The sequence below is a fragment of the Streptomyces sp. NPDC048420 genome (genome assembly GCF_040651535.1).
Classification (GTDB): Bacteria; Actinomycetota; Actinomycetes; order Streptomycetales; family Streptomycetaceae; genus Streptomyces.
In genome coordinates this window covers 49,174-66,601 of sequence record NZ_JBEZKG010000030.1, presented here as the reverse complement: position 1 = coordinate 66,601, position 17,428 = coordinate 49,174, and the positions used below count along the sequence as shown (strand labels likewise).

Below are 17,428 nucleotides of genomic sequence, written 5' to 3'. Positions count from 1 at the left end.
GAGGGCATACGGCCTGGTCTACGACCCGTCCTGGGCCGGCCCCCTCGACAGGGCCTGCGTCACGGCCGCCGTGTGACGGTACGCACGTTCCGCCGCCGGGCGCGTCGGCCACGGGCGTGTACAGCGACAGCTCCAGGGCGGCGGCGAACACCGGGTCCTTCAGGTCGCCGGAGAGTCCGCCGAGGAACGCGGCCAGATCGTCCTCCTGCGCACTTTCCCTGTGAGTGTGGCCGATGCGGCACCGGTCCGGACTCTCTCGATGGCCTGTGCATCCATCCCATAGGGTCGCGATCATGCCCGACATATCACTGACCACCGTCGTCGTCCTGTGCCTCGCGGCCCTCGCGGCGGGCTGGATCGACGCCGTGGTCGGCGGCGGAGGCCTCCTGCTGCTGCCCGTCCTGCTGCTCGGCCTGCCCGCCGGCACCCCGGCCGCGACCGCGCTCGGCACCAACAAGGCGGTCGCCATCGTCGGGACCTCCGGGGCTGCGGTGACGTACGCCCGCAAGGCCCCCGTCGACGTACGCCTGGCCGTCCGCATCGGGATCGCGGCCCTCGCCGGGTCCTCGGCCGGTGCCTTCTTCGCGGCCGGGATGAGTACGGAGGTGCTCAAGCCGCTCATCATGGTCGTACTGCTGGGGGTCGCCGCCTTCGTGATCCTGCGCCCCGCCTTCGGCACCGCCCCCGCGACCGGCCCGGCCACCCGCCGCCAGGTCCTCGCCGCGATCGGCCTCGCGGGCCTCGGCATCGGCTTCTACGACGGTCTGATCGGCCCCGGCACCGGCACGTTCCTCGTCCTCGCCCTCACCGCGGTCCTCCACCTCGACCTCGTGACCGCCTCCGCCACCGCCAAGATCGTCAACTGCTGTACCAACGCGGGGGCCCTCGCGATGTTCGGCTGGCAGGGCACGGTGCTGTGGCAGCTCGCCGCCCTGATGGCCGTGTTCAACCTCGCGGGCGGCATGCTCGGCGCGCACACCGCGCTCAAGAAGGGCAGCGGGTTCGTGCGGGTCGTACTGCTGACGGTCGTGTTCGCGCTGGTCGGCAACATGGCCTACGAACAGTGGCTCGCCTGACGCTACGGTGGCGCGGTGACGACTCAGGTGATCGTGCTCAACGGCGGTTCCAGCTCCGGCAAGTCGGGGATCGCGCGGTGTCTGCAGGCGGTCCTGCCGGACCCGTGGCTGGCCTTCGGTGTCGACGCGCTGATCGAGGCGATGCCGGGATCGGGGGCGGGCATCGAGTTCGCCGCGGACGGCGGGGTGCACGTCGGTCCGGAGTTCATGGTCCTGGAAGCGGCCTGGGCGAAGGGGATCGCCGCGACGGCCCACGCCGGAGCCCGGGTGATCATCGACGACGTCTTCCTCGGCGGAGCGGCCACCCAGGAACGCTGGCGCGGGGTCCTCGACGGTCTTGACGTGCTCTGGGTCGGCGTGCGCTGCGCGGCCGAGGTGGCCGCGGGCCGGGAGCTCGCCCGGGGCGACCGGGTGCGGGGGATGGCGGAGAAACAGGCCGAGGCGGTGCATCAGGGCGTCGTCTACGACGTGGAGGTCGACACCGCGCGGGCCGAGTCGCTGGAGTGCGCACGGACGATCGCCCACCGGATCGTCACCGGACACCCCGCCGAGCGCGAGTAGCCTCTGCCGCAGGTGATCACCCGTGGTTCGGGTCGGCTCGCGGTGCCGTACACGGCGTGGGCCGAGTCGCCGGGTGCGCGCGGGCGGTTGCTCGCGGGGTCGTCAGCGGACACCCCGCCGAGCGCGAGTAGCCTCTGCCGCAGGTGATCACCCGTGGTTCGGGTCGGCTCGCGGTGCCGTACGCGGCGTGGGCCGAGTTGCCGGGGTTGCTCGCCGGGGCGTCAGCGGTCCCCGGTGAGGTGTGCGAAGACGACCACGTTGCCCTGGTAGCCGGTCGAGCGCGAGTAGCCTCCGCCGCAGGTGATCACCCGTAGTTCGGGTCGGCTCGCGGCGCCGTACACCTTCTCGTCGGGGAAGTCCTTCGCGTCGTACACCTCGACCGCGTCCACCGTGAACACCGCGACGCTCCCGTCGCGCCGGTCCACCTCGATCGCGCTGCCCCTGCGCAGGGCGCCGAGCTCGTAGAAGACCGCGGGTCCTTCGGCGTTGTCGACATGTCCGGCGACGATCGCGGTGCCGGTCTCGCCGGGGGTGGTGCCGGCCTCGTACCAGCCGGCGAGGTTCTTCCTCGCGGCCGGCGGGACGTCGAGGCTGCCCGTGGCGGTGAGGGCCAGGCCCATCAGGGGCGCGTCCACCTGGATCGAGGGGACGCGGATCCGGTCCGGCGGGGACGGCGGCAGGGCGGGCGCCGCGGCCTTCCCGGCGTCCCGGCCGGAGTGCGCCTGGGCGGCGGACGGCTGCGGCGGGGCATGGGTCTCGGCGCCGCTGCGCAGCAGCCAGGCACCGGTGCACAGAGCCACCACGGTGACACCCGCTATCGCGGTGTTGCCGAGCCTACGGCTGCGCACAGAGCCTCCTCTACGGCTGGTCAGCCCGTCCCCCTCCGGGCCGCGAGGGGCGTCGGACCCGGAGGGGGAGGGGACATGCGGTACCGGCGGACGGACAGCGGAGGGTGTCCGTCAGATCCCGTCGCCTCTCGCCCGGCGATGCAGGAGCCAGGTACCGCCCGCGGCGGCGACGGCGAGAGCCGCCACGCCGGCCGCGGTCTGCACGGGATCGGGGCCAAGAGTGCCACCGACCCCCGTCTTCACGCTTCCTCTGGGATGCACCGGCTGACGTTGCGAGATCAACGTCACCACCAGATCACCGGTCACCCGCCGGTCGTCCTCCGCGCAGGTCGCGGCGATCTCGTACGTCCCCGGCTGCGCGCTCGGCGGCACCTGGAACTGCCCGATCGCGTCACCCTCGTGGGTGCTGGGCGCCAGCGTGAAGGAGCCCGCGCCCACCGCGCTGGCGTCCCCGGCCGCCGTACCGCCGTCCCCGCACGCCGCCGTGTTCACCGTGACCTGTCCGCCCGGCACGACGGAGGACGGGAACACCTCGAGACCGTGCGCGTCCCCGGCGTACGCGGGGGCGCAGACGAGACCCGCGGCGGCGACGGCGAGCGCGCTGCCGGTCAGCAGGCGGGCGGTGGGGCGCATGGTGCTCCTTCGAGCTCTCGGGCGGGGTCCGTCTGCTTTTGAGGTAAGTGGCAGTGGGCCGAGCCCGCTTCCTGAGGGTGCGTCAGAATTACGGTGAATGGGTGTCAGATCGGCACGCGCCGACGCCTCGTGGCCGAAGTTTCAGCAGGTCATCGCCGTACGACAGGAAGGTCCGGGAAGAGAACGCGAAGGGTGCGGGGTGCGCGTGTGAACGGGTGATCCGGCGGCCGTCGGGCGACCCGTGGCTGAATTGGCGTCGAAATTGTTGACGACAACTGAGGGAGGCCGGGGGCAGGGGTGTCGCGCCGGTCTCCCGTGATCGGGGCTACCGTGAAGTGATGGGCATGGAACAGCGCATCACCCTGATCACGCTGGGCGTCTCGGACCTCGCCCGCTCCAAGGCCTTCTACGAAGCCCTCGGCTGGCGCGGCCAGGAGGTCGCGGAGACCGTCTTCTTCCAGGCGGGGGGCCTCGGCCTGGTCCTGTGGAGCCGCGACAAACTCGCGGTGGACTGCGGCCTCGAACCGGGCCCCGCGAGCGGCTTCGGCGGTATCGCCCTGGCCCACAACGTCCGCTCCGAGGCGGAGGTCGACGCCCTCCTCGCGAAGGTGGCCGAGGCCGGCGGCACCATCACCAAACCCCCCGCCGTGAACGCCATCGGCTTCTACTCCAGCGCCTTCACCGACCCGGACGGCCACGCCTGGGAGGTGGCCCACAACCCGGGCTTCCCGCTGGCGGAGGACGGCACGGTGACGCTGCCGGACTTCGGCTGAGCGCTGCGCGGCCTGTGCCGACGGTCCGGCAGGGCGCGAGCGGGCTGTTTCGCGCTCGCGGCCTGGACCGCCTGCAGCGCCGGCCGCGGCCGGAGCGTTCGCCCCGCGCCGACGTGCTGCACGCTCGCTGCCGCGCTATCGGGTAGGGGCGTCGCGTGCCGGCCCGGCGAGTCCCGCCGTGAGCCGCAGCGCCCGTGGCGGCGGGGCGGGGGCATGGTGCGCGCCGCGGGTGTCCTGCGAGGGCCCCGTGCTGACGTGCTGCACGCTCGCTGCCGCGCTACCGGCCAGGGCGTCGCGTGCCGGCCCGGCGAGCCACAGCGCCCCTGCTCATCGGGCAGGCACTAAGCACGCGCCGCAGGGGTCGGACCCGCGCCCTCCCGCGACGCTGCCGAACCGTGGTCGCTCAGGACCCGGCGAGCGCTTCCTCGATGGCCCGCATCCCCACCGCCGCGAGCACCGGGTTCTTCCCGCCCCGGTAGTAGTGCACCGCGCCCACCCCCCAGATCAGGGCCCACGCGCGTCCCCGCTCCCAGGTGGCGTCGTCGAACTCCGCCGCCTCCCGGAACAGGCGGCGGCTCTCGCCGGTGAACAGGGTCCAGGCCGGCAGGGTGTCCGCCGTGGGCTCCCCGGTGCCGAAGCAGCCGAAGTCGATGACCGCGGTCAGGCGGGCGTTCGCGGTGAGCAGGTTGCCGGGGAGGAGGTCGGCGTGGACCCAGACGGAGGCGCGGTCCCAGTGCGGGAGTCCGAGGGCCTCGTCGACGAGGGCGGTCGCCCGGGACGCGTCCAGGATGCCGTCCGCGCCGAGGTCCCGGATCGCCAGCCGGGTGTCGTCGTCACAGACGTGCAGGGGACCGGCGCGGTAGGAGGCCGGTCCGCCGGTCGCGTCGACCGCTCGCAACGCGGTGACGAACCGCCCCAACTCCACCGCCGCGTGCGTGAGTTCGGTGATCGGCGAGTCGTAGGCGTTGTCCCCCTCCAGCCACCGGTACACCCCCCAGGACAGCTCGTAGCCCCGACCGGGCTCCCCCTTCGCCAACGGCTCCGGCACGGCCAGCGGCAGCCCCGGTGCCAGCCTGGGCAGCCACCGGTGCTCGAAGTCCACCTGGCACCCGCCACCGGGCAGCCGCGGCAGCCGTACGACCATGTCGTCCCCGAGCCGGTACATCGCGTTGTCGGTCCCGGCCGAGTCGACCCGGGAGACGGGGAGTTCGCGCCACCGCGGGAACTGGTCCGCGACCAGCCCGCCGACCAGCGTCGCGTCGATGTCGAGCTCGTCGGCGTGCATCTTCGTGGTGGACGACATGGGACTCCGGGGGAGCGGGGCGGGCGTCGGCGGTGGAGCGTATCCGCGCGTACGAGCCCGATGCCATCGCTTTTCCTCAGCCCCCGGCTCCGGTGGCGAACCCCTCCGCGAGGGCCCGGTGCCGCTCGGCCACCGCCCTCGCCTGCCCGGCGGTGACAGTCGATCCCGGCAGACTGCCCAGCCGCTCGATCTCGTCGGCGAACCGCAGATGCTCGGCGCGCGCGTGCTCCCGGCAGGCCAGACACGTCACCCGGTCGGGCCGCGCCGAGGTCATGGCGTACGGCACTCGCGCCCCGCACCCGGTGGCAACGACGCTCGGCAGATCGCCCACCAGGCCGAACGTGGACGCGAGCATGGTGCGGACGGCGGCCTCGCCGCGCACCACCTTCACCTCGACGTGGATGTGCGGGTCGCCCTCACCCACGCGTCCTCCTCGTCCGCCACATGCACACGGCCGCCCCGGAACCCGAGGCGGCCGCACCACAACTTCCCGAGCGGAGAAGTCAGTTCACGTTCACCGCGCTCCAGGCCGCCGCCACCGCGTTGTACTCCGTACTGCCCGCACCGTACAGGTCCTTCGCGGCGTTGAGGGTCGCCGTCCGCGCCCCCGCGTAGTTCGTCGAGGACGTCATGTAGACCGTCAGCGCCCGGTACCAGATGGCGCCCAGCTTGTCCCGGCCGATCCCGGTGACCGTGGAGCCGTTGGAGGTGGGGGAGTTGTAGCTGACGCCGTTGATGGTCTTGGCGCCGCTGCCCTCCGCCAGCAGATACGCGAAGTGGTTCGCGACACCGGAGGAGTAGTGGACGTCGAGGTTGCCCACCGAACTGCTCCAGGAGTCGGCGGAGTTGCCGTCCTTGGAGGGCTTGTCCATGTAGCGCAGGGCGTCCCGTCCGAAGCCGGAGCGGACGATCTTCTCGCCGATGAGGTAGTCCCCGGCGTCCGAGGAGTTGCCCGCGTAGAACTCCACCAGCGTGCCGAAGATGTCGGAGGTCGCTTCGTTGAGCCCGCCGGACTCGCCCGAGTAGGTCAGCGCCGCCGTCTTGGACGTCACGCCGTGCGACATCTCATGGCCCGCCACGTCCAGCGACACCAGCGGGCCGAGCTGCGTCCCGTCACCGTCGCCGTACGTCATGCAGAAGCAACTGTCGTCCCAGAAGGCGTTGTTGTAGTTGTTGCCGTAGTGGACGCGGTTGTACGAGCCCTTGCCGTCCCCGGCGATGCCGTTCCTGCCGTGGACGTTCTTGTAGTAGTCCCAGGTGACGTCGGTGCCGTACTGCGCGTCCACCGCCGCCGTGGCCCGGTCCGAAGTCGCCCCCGTGCCCCAGTGGTTGTCGGCGTCGGTGAACAGGGTCGCGGGCGCCCGGCTGAGGCAGATGGTCAGGAAGCACACGTCGGTCTTGTTGGCCGCGTCACCGGTGTACGTGTTCCCGCGCGTCGCGTCCTTCAGCTGGTACGTCGACCCCGACAGCGTCGTCTCCAGCGGAACCGTCCCGCCGTACAGCGACTTCCCGTCGCCGGCGGCCTGCTCGATACTGTCCCAAGCGTCGATCTGCGCACCCGACTTCGCGTCCGTGAGCACCGTGCGCGCGACCGGGTTGCCGAGCGAGTCCTGCGCCACCGCGTTCGTCTGCCAGGCCAGCTTCGGCGCCCCGTGCAGCGCGTCGACGACCAGCTGGGGCTTGGCCGTCAGCTTCTTCAGCGTCTCGCCGAGGTTGGCCGCCTTGAGGGCGTTCACCGCGAGGTCGGCGGCCTTCGGGGCGGACAGGGCCGGGGTGACGCTCGCCAGGGATATCGCGCGCTTCGTGGCCCGCGAGGAGCTCTCGTACGTCCCGTCGGGCGCCAGATGGACCACGAAGTCACCGCCCAGCACGGGCAGTTGCTGGTAGGTGCGGTCATAGCGGACGTGCTGGGTGCCGTCGGCGTCGACGATCACGTCACGGACCTTGGTGCGCTGCGCGGAGGTGAGCCCCAGTGCCGAGGCCTGGTCGGCCAGGGCCGACGCGGCGTTGTCGAGCGCGGTGGCCCGGGTGGGGCGGTCGGCGGCACCTGCGGCGGGGGAGAGGGCGGCGGCCAGCAGGGTGGCGGCGGTTGCGGCCACTCCGGCGGTGGCGAGACGACGGGAACGGGCACCTCGGACGTACGGCCGTATCCGACTCATCGGTCTCCTCTGAAAGGCGCCAGTGGGGCGCGTGGGGGTGGCGCGGACGTTGACGAAGATTTAAGAGGCCATGACAAGCCGTGTCCATACCGCGTCACGTGCAGGTGTGTGAGAGGAGAGAATCGTTTCTGTGACCCCTGCCAGACTCCCGTTCTTCGTCTACGGCACCCTCCGCCCCGGCGAGGTCAACCACGACCTCTTCCTGCACGGCCGTATCCGCTCCGAGGAGCCCGGCCGACTCGCCGACGCCGTGCTGTACGACGGCCCCGGATACCCGTACGCCGTCGAGGAGGCCGGGGGAGTGGTCATGGGCGACCTCATCACCCCGCGCCCCGATGCCTACGCCGAACTGCTCGCCGCCCTCGACGAGTTGGAGGAGTACACCCCGGGAGACCCCCGCAACCCGTACGAACGGGTCGCCCGCGAGGCGATCCGCATGGCCGACGGCACGTCCGTGCGCGCCTGGGCCTATGTGGCGGCACCCCTCGTCGCCGCCCGCCTGCGCACCCACGGCAAGCTCATCGAGAGCGGCGACTGGCTGCTGAGGTGAGCGGGTCGGCTGAAAAGCACCGCACCCCGGCCTGATCCAAACAACAGGCCCTACCGCTCCACCGCCTCCACCCGCACCGCGCACGCCTTGAACTCCGGCATCCGTGAGGTCGGGTCCAGCGCCGGGTTGGTGAGGGTGTTGGCGCGGCCCTCTCCGTACCAGTGGAAGGGCATGAAGACCGTGTCCGGGCGGATGCCGAGCGTGATGCGGGCCGGTGCCACGGCCCGCCCGCGCCGGGAGACCACGGCCACCGGGTCGCCCTCGGCGGCACCGAGTCGCTCCGCGAGCCGCGGGTGCAGCTCCACGAACGGCCCGGGCGCGGCGGCGTTCAGCTCGTCCACCCGGCGGGTCTGCGCGCCGGACTGGTACTGCGCCACGACCCGGCCGGTCGTCAGCAGCACCGGGTACTCCGCGTCGGGCTCCTCCGCGATCGCCCGGTGCGAGACGGGGACGAAACGGGCCCGGCCGTCCGGGTGGGCGAAGCGGTCAAGGAAGAGACGCGGGGTGCCGGGGTGCGGTTCTTCCGCAGGTGTCGGGCAGGGCCAGAACACCCCGTTCTCCTCGGCCAGCCGCCGGTACGTGATCCCGGAGTAGTCGGCCGGACCGCCCGCACTCGCCCGGCGCAGCTCCTCGAAGACCTCCTCGGGGTCGGTCGGGAAGCCCTTCTCCACCCCGAGCCGGTCGGCGAGCTCGTGCATGACGTCCAGGTCGCTGCGGATGCCGTCCGGCGGGGTGATCGCCTTCCGGCGCAGCAGCACCCGCCCCTCCAGGTTGGTAGTCGTGCCCGTCTCCTCGGCCCACTGCGTGACCGGCAGGACCACGTCCGCGAGGGCCGCCGTCTCCGACAGGACGACATCGCACACGGCAAGGAAATCAAGGGACTTGATGCGCTCCTCGATGTGCGCGGCGCGCGGCGCCGACACCACCGGGTTGGAGCCCATCAGCAGCAGCGACCTGATGTCCGTTCCGAGCGCGTCCAGCAACTCGTAGGCGCTGCGCCCCGGCCCCGGCAGCGAGTCCGGGTCCACGCCCCACACCTCGGCGACATGCGCCCGCGCCGCCGGGTCGTCCAGCTTGCGGTAGCCGGGCAACTGGTCGGCCTTCTGGCCGTGTTCGCGCCCGCCCTGTCCGTTGCCCTGCCCGGTCAGACACCCGTATCCGCTGTACGGCCGTCCCGCTCGCCCGGTCGCCAGGCACAGGTTGATCCACGCGCTCACCGTGTCGGTGCCCTTGGACTGCTGCTCGGGTCCGCGCGCGGTCAGCACCATCGCGGACTCCGGCTCGCAGAACAGCCGTACCGTCTCCCGGAGTTGGGGCACCGGCACCCCCGTGATCCGCTCCACGTACTCCGGCCAGTGGGCCATCGCGGCGGCCCGCGCGTCCTCCCAGCCGACCGTGCGCTCACGGACGTACTCCTCGTCGACCCGGCCCTCCGCGACCACCAGGTGCAGCAGCCCGAGCGCCAGTGCGAGGTCGGTGCCCGGCCGGGGCATCAGATGCAGGTCGGCCTGCTCGGCGGTCTTGGTGCGGCGCGGGTCGATGACGATCAGCGTGCCGCCGTTCTCCTTGAGCTCGTTGAAGAACCGCAGCGACGGCGGCATGGTCTCCGCGAGGTTCGAGCCGACGAGGATCACACAGCCCGACTTCGGGATGTCCTCCAGGGGGAAGGGGAGCCCCCGGTCCAGGCCGAAGGCCTTCATGCCGCCGGCCGCCGCGGACGACATGCAGAAGCGCCCGTTGTAGTCGATCTGCGAGGTGCCGAGCACGACCCGCGCGAACTTTCCGAGCGTGTACGCCTTCTCGTTCGTCAGCCCGCCGCCGCCGAAGACCCCGCACGCGTCCGGGCCATGCTCCGCGCGCGTGCGGGACAACTCCTGGGCGATCCGGTCCAGTGCCTCGTCCCAGGTGGCGGGCACGAGCGTGCCCCCGGAGCGCACCAACGGGGAGGTCAGGCGCACCCGGGACGAGAGCACCGCGGGCGCGGTACGGCCCTTGCCGCACAGTGCGCCCCGGTTCACCGGGAAGTCCGCGCGCTCACTCACCTCGACGGTCCCGTCCGGAGCGGGAGTCAGGTTCATGCCGCACTGCAGGGCGCAGTACGGGCAGTGCGTGGGCGTCGCGGAGTTCTGCATGCCCTTCAGCGTGCTTCGGCCGTGTTACACCGGGGACGGCTCTTTGTTACGCGCCCAAGACGGCGACCTCCCGTCCGGCGCCCGGAAGCGGTGAGGCGCACGCCCGCCCAGTTGAGAGCCGCCGCCGGGTGGTACGGAAGTTGCGTGCGATGTGAAAGACGCCACATGAGGCGCATTCAGCCGCCCGCCCGGGTCCGGCACGCCTCCCGGCACGGCAGGTCTCACCTCAGCACTGGGGAAGGAAGCTCTGCACGTGCCCGGTGTCGAGGTAGTAGTCGCTGACGTACCGGGGCGCCCCGGCGCTGTAGAGCTGGGTCCAGATGGTGTAGCCGTTGACCGAGGAGCCGTAGGTCCAGCACTCCACCTCGACGAGCGTCCCGTTGGGCAGACTGCCGACGTTGGAGTAGCCGCTCCCAGGGCCGGAGCGGACGGTCAGGGTGCTGCCGGCGTCGATCTTGATGACATGGGCGCACAGCGACTGGCTGTCGCTGCCGAAGCCGGACGGACACCGGAACGGGTCGGCACTGGCGGCCGGCGCGAACGTCAGCCCGACACCCGCGGTGAGAAGTGCCGTGGCGAGAACGGTGGTTGCCCTGCGGCGCCGGGTCAGGGCGCGCTTGACGGACGAGAGCATGCTTTCCCCCTTGGTAGCAGTCGGACTCTCGTGCCCCATGATGCGCGGGCGTCGCCCTCACCGAGGGTGCTGTCATGCACTGTTCACCGCATCACCCCGTGCGGACGCCGAGCACCCGCTTGCTCACCGGGCCGATGCCAGCGCGTTCGTCACACCCGGTTCCTTCGGTCCCAGGAACCGCGGATCCGGCCGGAACACCACGTCCAAGGCGGCCTTGCCCGCGGCGAAGAGCTCCCGCGTACCCCCGTAGTACCAGGTCGCGTCGTGCTTGGCGTCGACACCGACGCCGTACGACGTGACGCCCGCCGCCTCGCAGAGCGCGACCGCCCGCCGGATGTGGAAGCCCTGGCTGATCAGCACCGCCTTGTCGACACCGAAGATCTTCTTGGCGCGGACACACGAGTCCCAGGTGTCGAAACCGGCGTAGTCGCTGACGATCCGCGTGTCCGGGACGCCGTGCCGCTTCAGATAGGCACGCATGGCGTCGGGTTCGTCGTAGTCCTTGCGGCTGTTGTCACCGGTGACGAGCACGACCTCGATGCGCCCGTCCCGGTACAGCTTCGCCGCCGCGTCGAGCCGGTGCGCGAGATACGGCGAGGGCTCGCCGTCCCACAGCCCGGCACCGAAGACGACGGCGACCGCGGTACGCGGCGCGTCGGCCGTCGTGCGCAGCCGGTCGGCCGTCACGACGTACATCCAGGTCGACGGCAGCAGCGCGAGCACACACCCCGCCATCACGGCCTGCACGAGTCGCCGCCGGCCCGCACGCGTGCGTGGAAGACGCGGTCTTCGCGCTTTCGGCAGTCGCATCGGACGGTCCCTCCCTGGTGGCCTTCTCGACAACGAGAGACGTGTTGTCAGCCCGCGCGGTTCGCCCCGAACCACGTGACCAGCCTCACTCACGTCGGCGAAAGCGCAGGTCACACCACCTCACAGACCCCCCGCACCCCACAGTGAACCGCCGGAAAAGACCCGTCATTCCTGTGCAACGGGAAGGCAACCTCCGGCCGCCACCATCACTCCATGACGGCGACGAGTAACTCGGAAGCTCCTCGCGACCATCTCGAGAGTGCGGCGCACATCATGAACCGGATCAGCAGCCAGCTCGCCAGCCAGCTCAGTCTCGTCCAGCTCGACGGCAGGCGCCGCCCCGAGCCGCCCGCGCTCGTCCTCGTGGCCCACGGCAGCCGTGACCCGCGCACCCTGAACACGGTCCACAAGCTCCTGGACCAGGTCCGCGAACAGCGCCCCGACGTCCCGGTGCGCCTGGGCCACATCGAACTCAACGAGCCCCTGCTGCCGGACACCCTCGCGTCCCTCGGCACGGCGGAGGCGGTCCTGGTCCCGCTCCTCCTCTCCCGCGGTTACCACGTCAAGCGCGACATCCCCGAGATGGCGGCGGCCGCCCAGGCACGCACGCGCGTGGCGGCGCCGCTCGGCCCCCACCCCCTCCTCGTGGACACCCTGCACGCCCGCCTGGTCGAGGCGGGCTGGCGCACCCGGATGGACGACGAGACCCGCCGCACGAGCGCCGTGGTCCTGGCGGCGGCGGGCTCCCGCGACCCGGAGTCGGCCATCGACACCCGCCGTACGGCTCAGCTTCTGTCGGACCGTCTGGGCGTCCCGGTGGTCCCGGCGTACGCCTCTGCGGCGACGCCGACGGTCGAGACGGCGATCCGTGCCCTGGCCGCACGGGGCCGCGAAAGGGTGGCGGTGGCCTCCTACTTCACGGCCCCGGGCCTGTTCGCCACGCAGTGCGCGGAGAAGGCCCCGTGGATCGCCTCGGCCCCCTTGGGCACCCACCCCGCGATGGCCGACCTGATCCTCCACCGCTACAACCAGGCATTGGCGTCACAGGCGACTTCAGCTGCTTAGGGGCGCGGGGCTGTATCGATGTGCGGCTCCGCCGCGTGGGCGCGACAAGCCCCAACGCCGCCGCACCCGCCATGAAACAGAACCCGGCAGACGCTTAGGCGAATTGTCAGTCCCTGCCCGTACTGTCAAGACATGCCGTACGACCCGCAGTCAACAGAACGCTGGGCCCCCGAACCCGACAAGCGCCCCGGCCGCACAGCCTTCCAACGCGACCGCGCCCGCATCCTCCACTCCGCCGCCCTCAGAAGGCTCGCCGGCAAAACGCAGGTCGTCACGCCAGGAACCCGGAACCAGGTATGGGACGCCAGCCCCCGCACCCGCCTCACCCACTCCCTGGAATGCGCGCAGGTCGGCCGTGAACTGGGCGCGGCCCTCGGCTGCGACCCCGACCTGGTGGAGGCGGCCTGCCTCGCCCACGACCTGGGCCATCCCCCCTTCGGTCACAACGGCGAACAGGCGCTGAACGAGTTCGCCCACGACTGCGGCGGCTTCGAGGGCAACGCCCAGTCCCTGAGGCTCCTCACCCGCATCGAGCCCAAACGCTTCACCGAAGAGGGGTCGGTGGGCCTCAACCTCACCAGGGCCACCCTCGACGCGGCCACCAAATACCCCTGGCCCCGCGGCGGGCACGCATCGCGCAAGTTCGGCGTCTACGAGGACGACCAGCCCGTCTTCGACTGGATCCGCAAGGACGCCCCCGGCACCCGCACCACCTTCGAGGCCCAGGTCATGGACTGGTCCGACGACGTGGCGTACTCCGTGCACGACGTCGAGGACGGCCTGCACGCGGGCCACATCGACCCCAACTCCCTGCACGCGGAACCCGAACGCCGGGCGGTCTTCGAGGTCGCCCTCGGGAGATACGTCCCCGAGGACACCGACCCCGCCGAACTCGCCGCCGCCCTTGACCGGCTCCAGGACGAACCGTGGTGGCCGCACGGCTACGACGGCTCCGCTGCCGCCCAGGCCCGCCTCAAGGACGCCACCAGCCAGCTCATCGGCCGCTTCTGCCTGTCCGCCGAGGCCGCCACCCGCGAGCGCCACGGCACCGGGCGGCTCACGAGATACGGCGCCGAACTCGTCGTACCGCACGAGACCCGTCTGGAGTGCGCGGTCCTCAAGGCCGTCGCCGACCGGTACGTCATGCAGCGCGCCGAGCAGGAGCGGCTGCGGGCCGACCAGCGGATCGTCGTCGCCGAACTCGCCGAGGCGCTCACCGCCCGCGCGCCCGACGGCCTCGACCCACAGTTCCGCGCGCTGTTCGACCGGGCACCGGACGACCGGGCCCGCAAGCGGGTGATCGTCGACCAGATCGCGTCGCTCACCGACGCGTCCGCCCGTTCGCTTCATGCGCGTCTCATGGGGCACGTGTAGAACACATATGACACGAGTGACGGGAAACGTGCCCGAATGTGACCCTCCGTGGCCTGATCGGGCCACTCCCTCTTCCCCCATCACACTCCGTGCGGGACGCTCCCATGTGGCGGCACCTTTACGAGGAGGCATCAAGTGGTCGACGCGGATCAGACTTTTGTCATCGTGGGAGGAGGTCTCGCCGGCGCGAAGGCGGCCGAGACGCTCCGGACGGAGGGCTTCACCGGCCGCGTGATACTGATCTGCGACGAACGCGACCACCCCTACGAGCGCCCGCCGCTCTCCAAGGGCTACCTCCTCGGCAAGGAGGAGCGCGACAGCGTCTTCGTGCACGAACCCGCCTGGTACGCGCGCAACGACATCGAGCTGCACCTCGGCGAGACCGTCGACGCCATCGACCGTACGGCGAAGACGGTCCGCTTCGGCGAGGACGGCACCGCCGTCCGCTACGACAAGCTGCTGCTCGCCACCGGCTCCGAACCCCGGCGCCTGGACATCCCGGGCACCGACCTGGCCGGTGTCCACCACCTGCGCCGCCTCGCGCACGCCGAGCGCCTCAAGGGCGTCCTGGCCACCCTGGGCCGGGACAACGGCCACCTCGTGATCGCGGGCGCGGGCTGGATCGGGCTGGAAGTCGCCGCGGCGGCCCGGGAGTACGGCGCCGAGGTCACCGTCGTGGAGCCGCTGTCCACCCCGCTGTACTCGGTCCTCGGCCCCGAACTGGGCAATGTCTTCGCCGAGCTGCACCGCGAGCGCGGAGTCCGCTTCCACTTCGGCGCGCGGCTCACCGAGATCGTCGGCCAGGACGGCATGGTGCTGGCGGCCCGGACCGACGACGGTGAGGAACACCCGGCCCACGACGTCCTCGCGGCGGTCGGCGCGGCCCCCCGGACCGCGCTGGCGGAGGCGGCCGGTCTGGAGATCGCCGACCGCGCCCACGGCGGCGGGATCGTGGTCGACGAGCGGCTGCGCACCTCCGACCCCGACATCCACGCGGCCGGTGACGTGGCGTCCTTCCACCACACCCTGTTCGACACCCGGCTGCGCGTCGAACACTGGGCCAACGCCCTCAACGGCGGCCCGGCTGCGGCCCGCGCGATGCTCGGCCAGGAGCTCGCCTACGACCGTGTGCCCTACTTCTTCTCCGACCAGTACGACGTGGGGATGGAGTACAGCGGCTGGGCGCCCCCGGGGACGTACGACGAAGTGGTGATCCGGGGGGACGCAGGAAAGCGTGAGTTCGTCGCGTTCTGGCTCAAGGACCGTCGAGTGCTGGCCGGGATGAACGTGAACGTGTGGGACGTCACAGAGCCCATCCAGCAGCTGATCAGGTCGAAGACACAGGTGAACACCGAGTCCCTGGCGGACCCGCACGTTCCGCTCGAAAGCCTCGTCCCTTGAGTGTCAGCGCTCCCCCGTAGAATCACCACGTGGCAGGACGGATCAACGACGAGGACGTGAAGGCGGTACGGGACGCGGTCCCGATCGACGCCGTGGTGTCCGAGTACCTCCAGCTGCGCAACGCGGGCGGGGGCAACCTCAAGGGCCTGTGCCCGTTCCATGACGAGAAGTCGCCGTCCTTCCAGGTCAGTCCGAGCAAGGGGTTCTTCCACTGCTTCGGCTGCCAGGAGGGCGGCGACACCATCACGTTCGTGATGAAGATCGACCACCTCACCTTCTCCGAGGCGGTCGAGCGGCTCGCCGCCCAGGCCGGCATCACCCTGCGCTACGAGGAGGGCGGCTACAACCCCGCCCACCAGCGCGGCGAGCGGATCCGGCTGGTCGAGGCCCACAAGATCGCCGCCGACTGGTACATGGAGCAGCTGGCCACCAGCCCGGAGGCCGACACCGGCCGTCAGTTCCTCGCCGAGCGCGGCTTCGACCAGGCCGCAGCCAGCCACTTCTCCGTCGGCTACAGCCCCCAGGGCTGGGACCACCTCACCCGCTATCTGCGCGGCAAGGGCTTCACCGACAAGGAACTCCTCCTCTCCGGCCTCTCCCAGGAGGGTCGCCGCGGCCCCATCGACCGCTTCCGCGGCCGCCTGATGTGGCCGATCCGCGACATCGGCGGCGAGGTCGTCGGCTTCGGCGCACGCAAGCTCTTCGAGGCCGACAACGGCCCGAAGTACCTCAACACGCCCGAGACCGCGATCTACAAGAAGTCCCAGGTCCTCTACGGCATCGACCTCGCGAAGAAGGACATCGCCAAGGCGTCCCGCGCGGTCGTCGTCGAGGGCTACACCGACGTCATGGCCTGCCACCTCGCCGGCGTGACGACCGCCATCGCGACCTGCGGCACCGCCTTCGGCGGCGACCACATCAAGATCCTGCGCCGCCTGCTGATGGACAACGGCTCGGCCCGCGTGATCTTCACCTTCGACGGCGACGCGGCCGGCCAGAAGGCGGCCCTGCGCGCCTTCGAGGACGACCAGAAGTTCGCCGCCGAGACCTACATCGCCATCGCCCCCGACGGCATGGACCCCTGCGACCTGCGCCTCGCCAAGGGCGACGACGCGGTGGCCGACCTGGTCGAACCCCGCACCCCGCTCTTCGAGTTCGCGCTGCGCCAGATCGTCGTCCGCTACGACCTCGACACCCCGGCGGGCCGCGCGGCCGCCCTGGACGAGGCCGCCCCGATCGTCGCCCGCATCAAGAACAGCGGCGCCCAGCACGAGGTCGCCGTCCAGCTCGCCGGCATGCTCGGCATCCTCGACACCCAGTTCGTGGTCAAGCGGGTGGCTCAGCTGGCCCGTTGGGCGCGCGACCGCGGCGGCAGGGGCCCGGCCCCCTCAGGGCGCGGCCCGCAGCAGCCGTCGTACGACGGAGCCCACCGCCCCGCCGTCTCCGGCCCCGCCCTCACCCTGCGCAACCCCGTCTACGCCACCGAGCGCGAACTGCTCAAGCTCGCCCTCCAGCGCCCCGAGCTGGTCTCCCCGGCCTTCGACGCGTACGGCGTCGACGAGTTCACCGCGCCGCCCTACGCGGCCGTACGCCAGGCCATCATGGACGCGGGCGGCGCCGAGTACGGCATCCAGGACGCGCACGACTACCTGGTCCGGGTCCGCGAGGCCGCCCCCGACGACACGGTCCGCGCGATGGTCACGGAACTGGCCGTCGAGGCGATCATGCGGCGCACGGTGGACGAGAACTACGCCGGCGACCAGCTCGTCACCGTCCGCCGCCGCGCCGTCGACCGCCGCATCCAGGAGATCCAGGGCACCCTGATCCGCCTCGGCACCGGCGGCGACCCGGCCCATCTGGCCGCCGTGCAGAACGAGGTGTGGGTGTTGCAGCAGTACGGCCAGGCTCTGCGGGAGCAGGGAGCCGCGGCGCTCTGAGGGGCCTTCGAAGGCCGATGCCGCGTGCCTGATCGCCGTAGCACCGGGAACCCGTGAGCGTGAGCATCGGCCGCGACGGGATGCGTCCACCAACGACGCGGCCGCAAAGAAAGCGGAGACGCGCGGATCGTGCCAGATCAGGACGGGCGTGGGCATCCGGACTTTCCTGGAG

16 protein-coding genes are annotated in these 17,428 nt (G+C 71.6%); 8 read left to right on the top strand and 8 right to left on the bottom strand.

What is annotated here, in order from left to right:
• Nucleotides 1-293: 293 nt before the first annotated feature.
• Together AB0D34_RS39610 and cpt are read left to right on the top strand one after the other, a co-directional pair.
• Nucleotides 294-1,076: a TSUP family transporter gene (locus AB0D34_RS39610; protein WP_362671112.1), complete on the top strand. Its 783-nt coding sequence runs from the start codon at nt 294-296 to the stop codon at nt 1,074-1,076.
• Nucleotides 1,077-1,091: 15 nt separating this feature from the next.
• A complete protein-coding gene (gene cpt / locus AB0D34_RS39605) occupies nt 1,092-1,637 on the top strand; it encodes a chloramphenicol phosphotransferase CPT (RefSeq protein WP_362671109.1) in 546 nt (181 codons plus the stop codon).
• 221 nt (nt 1,638-1,858) lie between these two features.
• On the opposite strand, the gene AB0D34_RS39600 is transcribed toward cpt, so the two are convergent.
• Both AB0D34_RS39600 and AB0D34_RS39595 read right to left on the bottom strand, forming a co-directional pair.
• Complete coding sequence (locus AB0D34_RS39600) at nt 1,859-2,485, bottom strand: class F sortase (protein ID WP_362671107.1); 627 nt, start codon at nt 2,483-2,485, stop codon at nt 1,859-1,861.
• A gap of 111 nt (nt 2,486-2,596) precedes the next feature.
• A complete protein-coding gene (locus AB0D34_RS39595) occupies nt 2,597-3,118 on the bottom strand; it encodes a hypothetical protein (RefSeq protein WP_362671105.1) in 522 nt (173 codons plus the stop codon).
• Between the two features lie 344 nt (nt 3,119-3,462).
• Here AB0D34_RS39595 and AB0D34_RS39590 point away from each other — a divergent pair, with 344 nt between their 5' ends.
• The gene (locus AB0D34_RS39590) at nt 3,463-3,891 is read left to right on the top strand and encodes a VOC family protein (RefSeq protein ID WP_362671166.1); all 429 of its coding nucleotides are present in this window, start codon (nt 3,463-3,465) and stop codon (nt 3,889-3,891) included.
• A gap of 403 nt (nt 3,892-4,294) precedes the next feature.
• Here AB0D34_RS39590 and AB0D34_RS39585 read toward each other — a convergent pair whose 3' ends face one another.
• The 3 genes from AB0D34_RS39585 to AB0D34_RS39575 all read right to left on the bottom strand — a co-directional run bounded on the left by AB0D34_RS39585 (nt 4,295) and on the right by AB0D34_RS39575 (nt 7,353).
• Entirely contained in the window at nt 4,295-5,194 is a 900-nt protein-coding gene (locus AB0D34_RS39585) for an aminoglycoside phosphotransferase family protein (protein WP_362671103.1), read from the bottom strand.
• Nucleotides 5,195-5,270: 76 nt separating this feature from the next.
• Nucleotides 5,271-5,618: a hypothetical protein gene (locus AB0D34_RS39580; protein WP_362671101.1), complete on the bottom strand. Its 348-nt coding sequence runs from the start codon at nt 5,616-5,618 to the stop codon at nt 5,271-5,273.
• A 79-nt stretch (nt 5,619-5,697) separates the two neighbouring features.
• Nucleotides 5,698-7,353 (bottom strand): M4 family metallopeptidase, encoded by a 1,656-nt coding sequence (locus tag AB0D34_RS39575; RefSeq protein ID WP_362671098.1) that lies wholly within the window; start codon nt 7,351-7,353, stop codon nt 5,698-5,700.
• Between the two features lie 130 nt (nt 7,354-7,483).
• On the opposite strand from AB0D34_RS39575, the gene AB0D34_RS39570 reads away from it, so the two are divergent.
• Complete coding sequence (locus AB0D34_RS39570; protein WP_362671096.1) at nt 7,484-7,903, top strand: gamma-glutamylcyclotransferase family protein; 420 nt, start codon at nt 7,484-7,486, stop codon at nt 7,901-7,903.
• A gap of 50 nt (nt 7,904-7,953) precedes the next feature.
• Here the strand turns inward: AB0D34_RS39570 and AB0D34_RS39565 are convergent, their stop codons facing one another.
• The 3 genes from AB0D34_RS39565 to AB0D34_RS39555 all read right to left on the bottom strand — a co-directional run bounded on the left by AB0D34_RS39565 (nt 7,954) and on the right by AB0D34_RS39555 (nt 11,479).
• A complete protein-coding gene (locus AB0D34_RS39565) occupies nt 7,954-10,035 on the bottom strand; it encodes a molybdopterin oxidoreductase family protein (protein ID WP_362671093.1) in 2,082 nt (693 codons plus the stop codon).
• Nucleotides 10,036-10,261: 226 nt separating this feature from the next.
• Nucleotides 10,262-10,669: an SH3 domain-containing protein gene (locus AB0D34_RS39560; protein WP_362671091.1), complete on the bottom strand. Its 408-nt coding sequence runs from the start codon at nt 10,667-10,669 to the stop codon at nt 10,262-10,264.
• 123 nt (nt 10,670-10,792) lie between these two features.
• The gene (locus AB0D34_RS39555; protein WP_362671089.1) at nt 10,793-11,479 is read right to left on the bottom strand and encodes an ElyC/SanA/YdcF family protein; all 687 of its coding nucleotides are present in this window, start codon (nt 11,477-11,479) and stop codon (nt 10,793-10,795) included.
• A gap of 213 nt (nt 11,480-11,692) precedes the next feature.
• Between AB0D34_RS39555 and AB0D34_RS39550 the strand changes: the two genes are divergently transcribed.
• The 4 genes from AB0D34_RS39550 to dnaG all read left to right on the top strand — a co-directional run bounded on the left by AB0D34_RS39550 (nt 11,693) and on the right by dnaG (nt 17,256).
• A complete protein-coding gene (locus AB0D34_RS39550; protein WP_362671086.1) occupies nt 11,693-12,544 on the top strand; it encodes a sirohydrochlorin chelatase in 852 nt (283 codons plus the stop codon).
• A 132-nt stretch (nt 12,545-12,676) separates the two neighbouring features.
• The gene (locus AB0D34_RS39545) at nt 12,677-13,918 is read left to right on the top strand and encodes a deoxyguanosinetriphosphate triphosphohydrolase (protein WP_362671083.1); all 1,242 of its coding nucleotides are present in this window, start codon (nt 12,677-12,679) and stop codon (nt 13,916-13,918) included.
• A gap of 135 nt (nt 13,919-14,053) precedes the next feature.
• Nucleotides 14,054-15,319, top strand: a complete 1,266-nt coding sequence (locus AB0D34_RS39540) for an FAD-dependent oxidoreductase (RefSeq protein ID WP_362671081.1) — start codon at nt 14,054-14,056, stop codon at nt 15,317-15,319.
• A gap of 29 nt (nt 15,320-15,348) precedes the next feature.
• Nucleotides 15,349-17,256 (top strand): DNA primase, encoded by a 1,908-nt coding sequence (gene dnaG, locus AB0D34_RS39535; RefSeq protein WP_362671079.1) that lies wholly within the window; start codon nt 15,349-15,351, stop codon nt 17,254-17,256.
• Nucleotides 17,257-17,428 lie beyond the last annotated feature (172 nt).